The sequence below is a fragment of the Duganella sp. GW822-FHT06D06 genome (assembly GCF_058799615.1).
The window spans coordinates 179287-192420 of sequence record NZ_JBXALQ010000010.1 but is presented as its reverse complement, the minus strand read 5'-3'; the positions used below and the strand labels follow the sequence as shown (position 1 = coordinate 192420).

Sequence of the window (13134 nt, the reverse complement as noted above, 5' to 3'; positions counted from 1 at the left end):
CCATTGAGTGAAAGTGGCTCCACTCTAGCCAGCGGACCGCCGGCCAGGAGAACGATGCGACGAAACGCCCAAGTCCGGCGCGAAATGCAGCCGGCCGGCGCCAGATGTACCGCCTCAGAGGCGGCGCCCGGCCGGAATATGGCGCGAAATGATGTCCAGCATCTGCTCGACATCGACCGGCTTGGCGATGAAATCGTTCATGCCGGCGGCGATGCAGCGTTCCTGCTCCGATTGCATCACGCCCGCCGTCATGGCCAGGATGGGCAGGTCCAGCTTGAGCTCGCGGCGTATCACGTCGGTCGCGGCAAAGCCGTCCATCACCGGCATCTGCACGTCCATCAGCACGATGTCGTAGTCGTCCCGATGGTCGCGCAGGCGTTCCACCGCCAGTTGACCGTTTTCCGCCACGTCGACGCTGGCGCCGGCGTATTCCAGCATGCCGCGCGCCACCACCTGGTTGAGCGGATGGTCTTCCACCAGCAGCAGGCGCACGCCGCGCAGGCGCTGCTCCGCGGGATCCTCGTCGGCCGGCCCGGGCGCAGCCGGCAGTTCGGCCTTCGGCAGCAGGAACGGCAGCGTGACGACAAACTCGCTGCCTTCGCCCGGCGTGCTGCTGACGGCGATGGCGCCTCCCATCAACTCGGCCAGGCGGCGGCAGATCGCCAGTCCCAGCCCGGTGCCGCCGAAGCGGCGCGTGGTCGAGGCGTCGGCCTGGTTGAAGGCTTCGAACAGGCGGCTCTGCTGTTCCTGGTCCATGCCGATGCCGGTGTCGCGCACCACGAAGCGCAGGCCGACGGCGTCGCCGGCGTATCCGGCCATGCCGTTGGCCGAGCGCTCCACCCGCAGCAGCACTTGCCCGCGCTCGGTGAACTTGATGGCGTTGCCAACCAAATTGATCAGGATCTGCTGCAAGCGCATGGCGTCGCCCACCAGCGCCGGCGGCACCGCGGCGTCGGTGGCGATGTCGAAACGAATGCCGCTGGCGGTCACCGTAGTCGTCATCACAGTATTGACCGCCGCCAGCACCTCGTCCAGCTGGAAGGTCGACGGCGCCAGTTCCATGCGCCCGGCTTCGATCTTGGAGAAGTCCAGCACGTCGTTCAGGATCCCCAGCAGCACATTGCCGGACGAGCGTATCATGTCCACGTACTCCTTCTGCTGCCCGCTCAACTCCGTATTCCCCAGCAAATACGCCACGCCCAGCACCGCGTTCATCGGCGTGCGGATCTCGTGGCTCATATTGGCCACGAACTCGCTCTTGGCGCGGCTGGCGGCGGCGGCGCGTTGTTCGCCGGCCGCCTGGATCAGCTCCGCGTTCTTGCGGTCGGTGATATCCATCGCCATCAGATAGCTGCCCGCCACCATGCCGTCGGCCGCCACGTCCGGCACCAGGTCCACCATGAAGTGCTGCGTCTGGCCGTGCTGGTCGAACTCGCGCTCGAAGTGCAGTCGGCGGCCCAGCAGCGCCTGATCCAGGTCGCCCAGCCAGCTGTCGGCGGCGGCGCCGAAAACATCGGACACGGTCCGGCCCAGCATCTGCTGCGGATCGAGGCCGAACTGCGTGCGGTAGCACTCGTTGGTGAACAGGAAGCGTCGTTCGCGGTCCACGTAGGCGATCAGCAGCGGCAGGTTGTCGGCCAGGATGCGCGCCCGCTTTTCACTTTCGTAGGTGCGCAGCTGGGCCGCCTCGCGCTCGGCCATCAGGCGGTAGAAGGCGCCGCTCAATTCGCCGATTTCGTCCTTGCGGTCCAGTTGCAGCACCTGGATGCCGGCGCGGCTGTTCTTGATCTCGGCGATGTTGCGGCGCAGCCGCTGCAAGGGCCGCAGCAGGCGGGCGATGCCCAGCCAGGACAGCAGGCCGGCCAGGCAGGCGAACACCGTCGCCGCGCCGGCCGCCTCGTAGCGCATCTCGCGCAATGGCGCCAGCGCCTCGTCGCTGGGGAAGCGCGCCGCGACGATCCAGCGCGCGTGCTGCAGGCGGCGGTAGGAGTAGATACCCCTGACGTGGTCCTTGTTCTCGGCCTCGGTCCAGCCCTGGAAGCCGTTCAGCGCCATCTCGGTGGCCTTGTTGGTGCCGGGACGCTCGTTAATGTGGTGCAGCAGGCGCGCCTTGTTCGGATGGCTGAGCAGGATGCCGTCGGCGGTCATGATGAAGGTGAAACCGGTGCTGCCCGGCTTGAGCGCGCTGAGCGACTCGAACGGCGCATAGTGCAGCAGGTTGATGCCGCCGGCCAGCACCAGCGCCACCCGGCCGTCGCTGTCGAACACCGGCGCCGTGATCAGCACCGTCGGCGCGCCGGCCAGCTTGCTGGCGAACGGCACCGACACCACGCCGCGGCCGCGCGCCAAGGTCTGGTCGAACCATTCCTGGCCGGCGGCGCGGAAAGGCTGCGCCGGCATCTCCTCCGCCAGCGCCCCGGTCAACAGGCCGTCGCCGTCGTAGATTTCCAAGAAAGAGAACTGGCTGCGGGCGGTCGGCCGCGCCTTCAGATAGGCGCGCAGCGCCGCCGGATCGCGCAGCATGGCGGCCGGCAGCGATTCGGCCAGCGCCGCCAGCATGGCCTTCTTGCCGGCCAGGTGCTCGTCGATGTGGGCGGCGGCGCCCGACAGCAAGGCGTACTGCTGGCTGCCTATCACTTCCTTCATGTCGCGCTCAGCCAGCATCAGCGCCACCACCGTCACGGTGACGGTCGCGCCCAGCACCAGCAGCATGACCAGGCCGCTGAGCCGGAACCGCAGGGTGGACGGCAGATACTGTTTCAACGCCATGGACCGCGCACTCGCTAGAAAGATGATATCAAAGTATTACATGCTGCTGCCCGGTTTGGCTACGCCCGCACGGCATAAACCCAACAAATATGCGGCGGCTCGGGGTATAGTGATTGCCACCGAGACAACCAAGCTATCTGCCATGCGCGCAGGCTCCGAACAGGACCACCCGGCCACACCCCCGTCAGGGCCCGCACCGCTCGCGCTGGTGCTGCTGACCGCCTGCTACTACCTGGTGGCCAACGCCAGCCTGTTGCTGGCCTTCGCCCACAGCAACGCCACCCCGGTCTGGCCGCCGTCCGGCATCGCCTTCGCCGCCGTCCTGTTGTTGGGCTACCGCGCCTGGCCGGCCATCCTGCTGGGCGCACTGGCCGCCAACCTGGCCACTTTCACCACCAACGGCCTGCCGTTCAGCGCCGGCCTGGTGACGGCCTCGCTGCTGATCGCCGTCGGCAACACCCTGGAAGCGCTGGCCGGCGCCTGGCTGATGCGCCGCCACACCGACGCCGCGCGGCCGCTCGGCCAACTGCAAGACGTCTATAAATTCGCCACCATCGCCCTGCTGGTGTGCCTGATCAGCGCCGGCGTCGGCAGCGGCACGCTGGCGCTGGGCGGCCTGGTGCCGGCCGCCGCCTGGAGCACCGTGGCGCTGACCTGGTGGGTCGGCGACGTCGCCGGCGTGCTGCTGGTGGCGCCGGCCATCCTGGCCTGGCGGCGGCCGCGCTGGCGGCGCGTGGTCGCGCTGGAGGCCACGCTGTCGCTGCTGCTGCTGGCCGCGCTGATCGCCGGCATCTTCGGCCGCCGCTACACCGCCAACGACGATCCCGGCTGGCTGCCGTATGTCTTCATGCTGTGCGTGGCCTGGGCCTCGTATCGTTTCGGGCTGCGCGGCGCCAGCCTGGCCTGCCTGGCCACCGCCGGCGGCGCGGTGCTGTGCACCGTGCGCGGCCTGGGGCCGTTCGCGGTCGGCACGCTCAACGACGCCTTGATCTCGCTCGACAGCTTCGTCGTCCTGTGCAGCCTGGTGGGCATGGTGCTGTGCGCCGACGCCAGCGAGCGGCGCCGCATGAGCGGCGCGCTGCGCGGCCACAGCGCGGCGCAATGGGCCACGCTGCTGATCTGCGTCGGCCTGACCGTGATCGTCTGGCACCTGGTGGCGCTCAGCACCGAGCGCCGCGCGCGCGAGCAGTTCGACACCGAATGCGCCGACATCGCCGAGCGCATCGCCAGACGCATGGTCTTGTACGAATCGGGCCTGCGCGGCGCCCGCGCGCTGTTCAGCGCCGAACCGGAACCGAGCCGCGCCCAGTGGCGCAATTTCACCGAGGCGCTCGATCTCCCGCATAGCCTGCCCGGCGTGATGGGGCTGGGCTATGCCGCCCAGGTGCCGGCCGGCCGGCGCGACGCCTTGGAAGCGCAGGTGCGCGGCCAGGGCCACCCCGATTTCCGTGTCTGGGCCAAGCCTGGCAGCGCGCTGGGTTCCTTGTCCACGGTGGTGCTGTATCTGGAGCCGTTCCAGGGCCAGAACCTGCGCGCCTTCGGCTACGACCTGATGTCCGAGCCGGTCCGCCAGGCCGCCCTGCTGGAGGCGGCGCGCAGCGGCAAGCCATCGCTGTCGGCCAAGGTGACGCTGGTGCAGAATGGCGCCGAGCAGGGGCGGCCGGGCTTTTTGATGTTCTTCCCGATCTACCGCAAGCCGGCCGCCGGCGCCGTCCTGTCGCCGGCGCAGCGCATGGCGGCGCTGCAGGGCTACTCGTATAGTCCGATCCGTGCCGACGACATGATGGCCGGCCTGCTCGGCCCCTCCGACCGGGTGGTGCAGCTGGAGATCTTCGACGGCAGCACCACCGATCCCGCCGCCCTGCTGTACGCCAGCGGCAACCGCACCGATAACGACAAGCTGCAATATCCGAGTCCCTACCTGCGCAGCGCGCCGCTGGTGCAGATGCAGCATCGCTGGACGCTGCGGTTTACCTCGCTGCCGGCATTCGAGAATTCGATCGACCGCCAGAAGTCCCACATCGTGCTGCTGGCCGGCGTGATCATCAGCCTGCTGTTCTTTGGCGTGGTGCGGGCGCTGACCGCGCGCCAGGCCTACGCCGCCGCGCTGGCCGAGGAAAAGACCGCGGCGCTGCGCGAATCGGAAAGCTCGCTGATCGTCGCGCGCGACCTGGCCGAAGCGGCCAGCCGCGCCAAGTCCGAGTTCGTCGCCAATATGAGCCACGAGATCCGCACCCCGCTCAACGCCGTGCTGGGCATGACCCACCTGCTGAACAACACCTCGCTCTCGCCCGACCAGCAAAAGTACCTGGAGATGATACGGTCGTCCGGCAATTCGCTGCTCAGCATCCTCAACGACGTGCTGGACTTCTCCAAGATCGAAGCGGGCCGCATGGAGCTGGCGCCGGCGCCGTTCCAGCTGAGCGCCGTGCTGGAGGCCATCGCCACCATCATGACCGTCAACGCCGGCGAAAAAGACCTGGAGCTGGCGATCGGCGTCGAAGCCGCCGTGCCGCCGGCGCTGCTGGGCGACGGCCACCGCCTGCAGCAGATCCTGATCAACCTGGTCGGCAACGCCATCAAGTTCACCGAAAAGGGATCGGTCTCGGTGCTGGTGGAACGGACCGGCGACGACATGGCCGGCGCCGTCACGCTGCGCTTCACGGTGCGCGACAGCGGCATCGGCATACCGCCCGACCAGCTGGCGCTGTTGTTCGCGCCGTTCTCGCAGGCCGACGCCTCGATGACCCGGCGCTTCGGCGGCACCGGGCTGGGACTGGCCATCTCGCGCCGCATCGCCGCGCTGATGGGCGGCGCGATCGACGTGCAGAGCATCGCCGGCGCCGGCAGCGCCTTCATCCTGACGGTGCCGCTGCAAGCCGCCGCCGACGCCGCGACTGGCGGCGCGCCGCTGCCGGCCCAGCACCTGCTGCTGGTGGACGACGACCCGGTCAGCGCCGACTACCTGGGCCGCACCATCCGCGCGCGCGGCTGGAGCAGCGACAGCGCCGGCTCCGGCGAACAGGCGCTGACGCTGCTGCGCCGCGCCGCCGGCCGCTACGACGCCATCCTGGTCGATTGGGACATGCCGGGCATGAACGGCCTCGACACCATGCAGGCGATCCGCCAGGCCTTGCCGCAGGACTGCCCCGCCATCATCCTGATGGTCAGCGCCTTCGGCCAGGGCAAGCTGTTGCACACCCGCGGCGCCGAGGCGGCCAACGCGGTGCTGCTCAAGCCCGTCACCATGGCGCGCCTGAACGAGACCCTGCAGCAGGCCCAGGCCGGCACCCCGGCCGCCGCCAGCGCCGACAACGCCGCCCAGCCGGGCCTGCGCATCGACGGCGTGCGCATCCTGCTGGTGGAGGACAATCCGATCAACCAGCTGGTGGCGCAAAGCATGCTGTCCTACGCCGGCGCCAGCATCGACGCGGTGGACAACGGCCGCGCCGCGCTCGACCGGCTGCGCAGCGACGCCCACCGCTACGACCTGGTGCTGATGGACGTGCAGATGCCGGAAATGGACGGCTTCGAGGCGACCACCCGCATCCGCAACGAGCTCAAACTTGAATTGCCGGTGCTGGCCATGACGGCCGGCGTCATGCTGTCCGAGCGCGAGCAGTGCATCGCCTCCGGCATGAACGATTTCATCGCCAAACCTATCGACGTCGAACAAATGCTGCGCGCGATCACGCGCAACCTGCCCGCCGCCCAGCGCGCCGCCGCCGGCCGCTGACGAGGTGCCCACCCCAGCTTGCGACGCATATTGTGGTATTCTAAATGTCTGTTATATCTTCCAGGTTCATCATGTCCCACTTGCCGCTGACTCCCGCATCGATCGCCACGCTGGTCCACGAGTTTTATGATGAAGTCCGGACCGACCCGGTGCTGCAACCGGTATTCGACGCCGCCGAATTCAAGACCGTGGCCCGCCGCATCGCCGCCAGCCTCCAATACGGATTTTTCGGTGCAGTGAAGGTGGCCTCACCCAAGGAAACAACATGAAATCCATACCCGACAACGTGGCCCACTACAAGAGCAGCCCGGTCTTCACGCAGGACAGTGTGCCGGCGGCCCTGCAACGCAGCCACACCACCGCCGCCGGCGTGTGGGGCCGCATCACGATATTGGACGGCAGCCTGCTGTACCGCATCACCGATCCCTCGCAGCCGGCCGAGGAGACGCTGCTCACGCCCGAGCGCCCTGGCGTGGTCGAGCCGCGCATCGAACACGAAGTCGAGGTGGTGGGGCCGGTGCGCTTCCAGGTCGACTTCCACCGTTGAGCGGCGCAGGCGCCGGCCGGCGGCGCCGCCATGGACTAGCGTTTTTAGTCGATATTGGCCTCCCGCAGGCGGTGATTGGCCTCCTAGAATGGACTCGTTAATCAGCCACTTCAAAGGAAACCATCATGCACGCACGCACCGATTTCTACACCGCCTCGCCGGACGCGATGAAAGCCATGATCGCGCTGGAAGTCGCGGTCAACAAGCTGGGCCTGGAGGCGCCGCTGCTGGAGCTGGTCAAGCTGCGCGCGTCGCAGATCAACGGCTGCGCCTTCTGCATCGACATGCACACCACCGACGCCCGCAAGGCCGGCGAGACCGACCGCCGCATGCACGGCGTGGCGGTCTGGCGCGAGACGCCCTTCTTCACCGAACGCGAACAGGCCGCGCTGGCCTGGACCGAGGCCCTGACGCAGCTGTCCGTCAGCCACGCGCCGGACGCCGACTACGAACGGCTGCAAGCCCAGTTCACGCCCAAGGAACAGGTGGACCTGACGCTGGCGATCAGCACCATCAATTCCTGGAACCGCCTGGGCGTCGGCTTCCGCAAAATGCCGGCGCCGTAAAGCGGTCGCGGCCGGCGTCAATTGTGTCTTCAATGTTCAGGACAACCGGCGCCGCCGGCCGCATAAATAGCGGGCTACATCAAGCACATCCTTTAAACAAGCTTGCCGTTTGCATCATGTGATACCGCTTCCATTATGCAATTCGTTGCCACTGAACAACGGAAATGTGACATTTTGCCATAAAAACACCCACCTCCCCCTTCGCCCGGTCCACACTAAATAAGGCGCACAACACCACCAAGACAATCGCCAATAACCTACGGAGGGGTACACGATGAAATCACCCAAGCTTGCATTCACCACTTTAGCAGTCCTCAGTGCCCTGGCAGCCACCGCCCACGCGCAGGACAGCATGCCGATCACCGTCAGCGGCTTCGGCACCGGCGCCCTGACCATGACCAATTCCGACCAGGCAGAATTCAACCGCGTCAACCAGGCCGCCGGCGTCGGCAAGGACGCCCGTCCCGGCGTCGATTCCAACCTGGGCATCCAGGTCACCGCCAAGTGGAGCGACAGCATCTCCTTCACCGCCCAGGGCCTGGTGCGCAAAAACGGCAACAACGATCAATTCGGCGCCGAGCTGGCGTGGGCCTTCGCCAAGATCAAGCTCAACGACGACTTCTCGCTGCGCCTGGGCCGCGTCGGCCTGCCGGTGTACATGATCTCCGACGTGCGCAACGTCGGCTACGCCAACACCATGCTGCGCCCGCCCAATGAGGTGTACCGCCAGGTCACCGTCGACAATGCGGACGGCGGCGACGTCACCTACCAGCACAGCTTCGGCGACACCACCGTGACCGCGCAAGCGGCGATCGGCCGCGCCAAGGTGCGCGCGCCCGGCAACTACTATGTCGACTTCAAGCCGGTGATTTCGACCCAACTGGTGGTCGAGCACGGCCCGTTCACCTATCGCCTGGGCCGCTCGCAAGCCTCGTTCGGCATCTACGACAACGCCAGCCTCAGCGGCCTGGTGGGCAGCCTGAACAAGTTCGGTCTGAGCTCGGTCGCCAGTGAAGTCAAGCTCACCGACATCAAGGGCACCTTCACCTCGGCCGGCATCACGATGGACTACAACAACATCATCGGCCAGGCCGAATACGCCAAGCGCAAGACCGAATCGCGCCTGGTGCCGGACACCAGCTCCTGGTACATCATGGCGGGCTACCGCTACGGCAAGTTCGTGCCCTTCATCGTGCACGGCGACGTCAAGCAGGACAGCATCCGCAACTTCTCCGGCATGCCGACCACCGGCCCGCTGGCCGCGCTGACCGCCGGCACCAACGGCGCCATCAAGTCCGGCCTGCAATCGACCACCGGCATCGGCCTGCGCTGGGACTTCTACAAATCGGCGGCGTTCAAGGTGCAGATGGACCGCATCAAGACGCGCGACGGCGCCGGCTACTTCCTCAACCCCAAGCCGGGCTTCGCGGGCAGCACCGTCAACGTGTACGCCGCCGCCATCGATTTCGTCTTCTAAGGAGAATCCACATGAAAACGACAATCGGAAAAGTATTGCTGGCAGCCGGCGCCTGGCTGGCCATCGCCCCTGTGTTCGCGGCGGAAATCGTCGTCATCGTCAGTCCGAAGAACCCGGCCACACGCATGTTCAGCGAACAGGCGGCCCAGTTCTTCCTCGGCAAATCGACGCTGTTTACGCCGATCGAGCACACCGACGGCCCGCTGCGCAACGAGTTCTATAAAAAAGTGCTGGACAAGGACGCCACGCAGGTCAAGGCCATCTGGTCCAAGCTGGTGTTCACCGGCAAGGCCAGCGCGCCGAAGGAGTTCGGTTCCAGCGCCGAGGTAAAGAAGGCGGTGGCGGCCGATCCGCAGGCGATCGGCTACATCGAGAAGTCGCAGGTGGACGACACCGTCAAGGTGATCCTCACGGTGCAGTAAGCAAGCAGCGCCGGCCCGAAAGTTGGATGCCAGCTTTCGGGCGTTACAGATAGCGCGCCAGCTCGTCGAGCGTCAGGCTGCGTTCGGCCGTGCCCGGCACGCTGCAGGCATAGGCGCCCGAGATGGCGCCCAGGCGCATGCAGTCCTCGATTGCCATCCCTTGAAATTGTCCGTGCAGGTAGGCGCTGACAAAGGCGTCGCCCGCGCCGTTGCTGTCGACCACCGGCAGCTCGAGCTTGGCGCATGGCACGTGCAGCAGCTCGGCGTCGCCGCGCCGCAGCAGATAGCTACCCTGCGCCCCCGCCATGGCGATCACCACCGTCGCCCGTCCCGTAGCGAGGATCTCCCGCATCACCTGCTCGTGCCGGCCGCGCAAGGCCGCCGTGCTGAGAAACACCAGGTCGGAGCGCCGCGCGAAATCGTGATAATAGGGATTGCTGCCGTCCCAGTCGTGCAGGTCGGTCGATACCGGCAGGCCGCAGGCGGCGGCGTCGTCGTACCAATCGCGCGCCCACGGCATGATGGTCAGGTGCAGGTGCTGGGCGCGCTCCATGTGCGGCAGATAGAAGTCGCGCTCCATGCGCAAGTCGTCCGGATGGCGGCCGTCGTACAGCGACAGCCGGCGTCCGTCCGGCGACACCAGGTTGACGCTGCGCCGGGTGCCGCTGGCGTGCACCACGCCATGGAACTCCAGGCCGCGCTCGCGGTAGCGGGCATGGACCAGCTCCGCTTGCGCATCGGCGCCGATGAAATCGAGCAGCACGGGACGATGTCCCAGCGCCAGCAGATTGAGCGCCACGCCGTTGCCGGTGTGGGCGACGTAGTCGTACACGGCGGGCACGTGGATGGAGTCGGCCTCGGCCAGAGGCAGCGACGGCACCAGCACGATGGTGTCGATGCCGACACCGCCCGCCACCAGCACGCGCACGTCAGAAAGTTGTTGCATTGCACACTCCCGAAAGCATGAGAATGTAGCAAAATAACAGTCGCTATTTATCAGGTCAACAAAATACTGGGGCATGTCCGCTGCAAATGTAGTTAAATTACCAAAGCTAGCTAACCCTCGACCACGATCGCCGGCCGCAAACGTTTGCGCGACGCCCGCGCGTGCGGCACCCAGGCGTGGGTCTGCCAGCGCCGCCACATGATCAGGCCGCGTATCCATTCGTCGGCGGCGTAGGCGATCCACACGCCGGGCAAGCCCCAGCCCAGCACCACACCCAGCAGCCAGCTGCCGCCGGCCAGCACCAGCAGCATCGACAAGGCGCCCGCCATCACCGGAAAGCGGGCGTCGCCGGCCGCCCGCAGCGCGTTGATCACCACCAGGTTGAAGGTACGGCCCGGCTCCAGCAGCACGGTAATCCACAGCAGCGTGGCGCCGGCCGCGATGATCTCCTGGTCCTGCGTGAACCAGCCCAGCAGCCAGCGCCCCAGCAGCGCGGCGCAGCCGGCGATCAGGACGCACACCACCAAGCCGCGCCCCAGCGAGCGCCGCACCACGCCGTGCGCCTCGCGCAGCCGGCCGGCGCCGATCAGGTAGCCCACCACGATCTCCACCGCCAGCCCGGTGGCGATGCTGAACATCATCACCCCGCCCATCAATTGCAGCACATACGCTTGCGTGGCCAGCGACTTGGCGCCCAGTTCGGCCGCGGTCGCCACACTGACCATGAAGGCCAACCGCCAGGCGATGTTCTCGGCCGCGCCGGGCAGGCCGATATGCAGCACCGCGCCCAGTTCGCGCCGCGGCAGGCGCCACCAGTCGGCGCGCGCCACGCGGATGCCCAGGTGCACGCGCCACATCAGCAAATGCAGGGCCAGGCCGATGGCGCGGCTGAGCGCCAGCGCGTACGCGTAGCCGGGCAGGCCCAGCGCCGGTATCGGCCCCCAGCCGTGCATCATCGGGATCGCCAGCGCCAGGTGGCTGACGTGCATGATCACCAGCACCACCAGCGTATCGCGGGTGCGCAGATGGGCCCGCATCACGCTGGCCATCGACGCGTTCCATGCATCGAGCAGCATGGCCGGCGCCAGCGCTTGCAGCAACGGCGCCGCCAGCGGCAACACCTCGGCCGGCGCGTTCAGCAGCTGCAGCAGGCCGTTCGCGCCCAACAGCGCCAACAGGCCGGTGACGGCGCCCAGCCAGGTGCTGGCGCCCACCACCGCGCAAGCGACCCGGTTGGCGGCCGCGCGCTGGCCGCCGCCGAGGTTTTGCGTCACTACGACGCTGACCCCGGCGCCGATGATGCGGAATAGAATGAACAAGGTGGCCGACACCTGGCTGGCGATGGCGAAAGCGCCGCCCGCCTCGTCCGAAATACGCGACGCCAGCCCGGTGCCGATGACGCTGGAAGCGATCGCCAGCCCCAGCTCCACGAGCAAAGGCCAGGCGAGATTGAACATGGGAGGCGTAGGTATCGGGGTTTTGGCGGCGGGCATCTTGAGCTGACGAATAAGTGTTGCGAATTAATCTTAGTTTACATCAACTGGAAGCGCTCTCACCGACACCATTGAAATTATCTATGGATGTAAAATCGTTAGCAAAGGATACACTTCGGCTGACTCAACATGCTACGACTATCATTGTGCGATTAACCATCAACGTCGTTGCCTTTTTAATCACCCTGCTGCTGAGCCTACTCGGCGGGCGGGCCAACGCCCAGACACTGACGGTGTTGTATCCCGACATCGGCGAGCCCTACCGCACGGTGTTCGCCGAGATCCTGCAGGGCATCGAAGAGCAGTCCAAGGCCAGGCCGCGCGCGATCGCCCTGGGCGCCGGCACCGACCTGGCCGAACTGCGCAACACGCTCAAGAACGGCAAGGTGGTGATCGCGCTCGGCCGCCAGGGCTTGAAGGCGGCCGCCATGCTCGATCCGGCGCAGGGCGTGGTGGTCGGCGGCGTCGGCACGGCGCCGGACGCCGAGCGCCTCAACGGCATCAGCCTGGCGCCCGACCCGGCCCTGCTGTTCGGCATGCTCAAGACCCTGCTGCCGGGCATACGCCGCGTGATCGTGGTCTACAACCCGACCAGCAATGACGCGCAGATCCGGCTGGCGCGCGAGGCGGCCCGCGGGCTGGGACTGGAACTGGTGGCGCTGGAGGCGAGCGACCTGGCCGGCGCCGCGCGCGCCTACGAAGCCCAGTTCGCCACCGCCGACGGCCACCGCGACGCCCTGTGGCTACCGCAGGACGCCACCACCGTCGAAGAAACCACCATCCTGCCGCTGGTGCTGAAGGAGTCGTGGAGCCGCAACCTGCCGGTGTTTTCCAGCAGCGTGCTGCATGTCAAGAAAGGTGTGTTGTTCGGCATGTATCCGAATAATGTGCAGCTGGGCCGCGACCTGGCCACGCTGGCCCTGGCCGTGCAAAACGGCGACATGCCGAAACGCGGGGTGACGCCGCTGCGGGCGGTGCGCAGCGCGCTGAACTCGCGCACCGCCAGCCATATCGGCCTGAATCTTGTCTCCAGCCAACAACGGAGCTTCGACGCGGTGTTCCCCGAGCCCTAGCGTTGAGGCCGCCGAAGGCGATTTTATTTCCGAATTGCAAAGTCTCGGCTTATACTATGAAAGCATGTTGACAGCGCCGTTCCTGGCGCCGTGGTAGCGATGCAG

The 13134-nt window shown here is 67.0% G+C and carries 10 protein-coding genes; 7 read left to right on the top strand and 3 right to left on the bottom strand.

Annotated features, from left to right (window positions below):
• Positions 1-114: 114 nt before the first annotated feature.
• Positions 115-2769 carry an ATP-binding protein gene (locus tag AC1RMD_RS19525; RefSeq protein WP_492928465.1) on the bottom strand — a complete coding sequence of 885 codons (2655 nt, stop codon included), beginning with the start codon at positions 2767-2769 and terminating at the stop codon, positions 115-117.
• 142 nt (positions 2770-2911) lie between these two features.
• Between AC1RMD_RS19525 and AC1RMD_RS19520 the strand changes: the two genes are divergently transcribed.
• The 6 genes from AC1RMD_RS19520 (at position 2912) to AC1RMD_RS19495 (ending at position 9517) form a co-directional block, all read left to right on the top strand.
• Positions 2912-6505: a CHASE domain-containing protein gene (locus AC1RMD_RS19520; protein ID WP_492928463.1), complete on the top strand. Its 3594-nt coding sequence runs from the start codon at positions 2912-2914 to the stop codon at positions 6503-6505.
• 71 nt (positions 6506-6576) lie between these two features.
• On the top strand, positions 6577-6774 hold the full coding sequence (locus tag AC1RMD_RS19515; protein ID WP_492928461.1) for a hypothetical protein: 198 nt from the start codon (positions 6577-6579) through the stop codon (positions 6772-6774).
• Positions 6771-7052: a TehB family protein gene (locus AC1RMD_RS19510; RefSeq protein ID WP_492928459.1), complete on the top strand. Its 282-nt coding sequence runs from the start codon at positions 6771-6773 to the stop codon at positions 7050-7052. Before AC1RMD_RS19515 ends, AC1RMD_RS19510 begins: the two co-directional genes overlap by 4 nt.
• Positions 7053-7177: 125 nt before the next feature.
• On the top strand, positions 7178-7618 hold the full coding sequence (locus AC1RMD_RS19505; RefSeq protein ID WP_492928457.1) for a carboxymuconolactone decarboxylase family protein: 441 nt from the start codon (positions 7178-7180) through the stop codon (positions 7616-7618).
• A gap of 274 nt (positions 7619-7892) precedes the next feature.
• Positions 7893-9095, top strand: a complete 1203-nt coding sequence (locus AC1RMD_RS19500) for a porin family protein (protein WP_492928455.1) — start codon at positions 7893-7895, stop codon at positions 9093-9095.
• 11 nt (positions 9096-9106) lie between these two features.
• Positions 9107-9517, top strand: a complete 411-nt coding sequence (locus tag AC1RMD_RS19495; protein ID WP_492928453.1) for a type 2 periplasmic-binding domain-containing protein — start codon at positions 9107-9109, stop codon at positions 9515-9517.
• 43 nt (positions 9518-9560) lie between these two features.
• Here the strand turns inward: AC1RMD_RS19495 and AC1RMD_RS19490 are convergent, their stop codons facing one another.
• Together AC1RMD_RS19490 and AC1RMD_RS19485 are read right to left on the bottom strand one after the other, a co-directional pair.
• On the bottom strand, positions 9561-10463 hold the full coding sequence (locus AC1RMD_RS19490; protein WP_492928451.1) for a carbohydrate kinase family protein: 903 nt from the start codon (positions 10461-10463) through the stop codon (positions 9561-9563).
• A gap of 110 nt (positions 10464-10573) precedes the next feature.
• Positions 10574-11920 (bottom strand): MATE family efflux transporter, encoded by a 1347-nt coding sequence (locus AC1RMD_RS19485; protein ID WP_492928449.1) that lies wholly within the window; start codon positions 11918-11920, stop codon positions 10574-10576.
• 182 nt (positions 11921-12102) lie between these two features.
• Here AC1RMD_RS19485 and AC1RMD_RS19480 point away from each other — a divergent pair, with 182 nt between their 5' ends.
• Positions 12103-13029, top strand: coding sequence for an ABC transporter substrate-binding protein (locus AC1RMD_RS19480; RefSeq protein ID WP_492928447.1), 927 nt, complete (start codon positions 12103-12105; stop codon positions 13027-13029).
• The last annotated feature ends 105 nt before the right edge of the window (positions 13030-13134 follow it).

What these genes read in the sequence shown, in the direction of transcription:
- AC1RMD_RS19490 (WP_492928451.1), bottom strand. Translation starts at nt 10,463, where the DNA reads ATGCAACAACTTTCTGACGTGCGCGTGCTGGTGGCGGGCGGTGTCGGC.
- AC1RMD_RS19505 (WP_492928457.1), top strand. Translation starts at nt 7,178, where the DNA reads ATGCACGCACGCACCGATTTCTACACCGCCTCGCCGGACGCGATGAAA.
- AC1RMD_RS19525 (WP_492928465.1), bottom strand. Translation starts at nt 2,769, where the DNA reads ATGGCGTTGAAACAGTATCTGCCGTCCACCCTGCGGTTCCGGCTCAGC.
- AC1RMD_RS19485 (WP_492928449.1), bottom strand. Translation starts at nt 11,920, where the DNA reads ATGTTCAATCTCGCCTGGCCTTTGCTCGTGGAGCTGGGGCTGGCGATC.
- AC1RMD_RS19495 (WP_492928453.1), top strand. Translation starts at nt 9,107, where the DNA reads ATGAAAACGACAATCGGAAAAGTATTGCTGGCAGCCGGCGCCTGGCTG.
- AC1RMD_RS19520 (WP_492928463.1), top strand. Translation starts at nt 2,912, where the DNA reads ATGCGCGCAGGCTCCGAACAGGACCACCCGGCCACACCCCCGTCAGGG.
- AC1RMD_RS19510 (WP_492928459.1), top strand. Translation starts at nt 6,771, where the DNA reads ATGAAATCCATACCCGACAACGTGGCCCACTACAAGAGCAGCCCGGTC.
- AC1RMD_RS19515 (WP_492928461.1), top strand. Translation starts at nt 6,577, where the DNA reads ATGTCCCACTTGCCGCTGACTCCCGCATCGATCGCCACGCTGGTCCAC.
- AC1RMD_RS19500 (WP_492928455.1), top strand. Translation starts at nt 7,893, where the DNA reads ATGAAATCACCCAAGCTTGCATTCACCACTTTAGCAGTCCTCAGTGCC.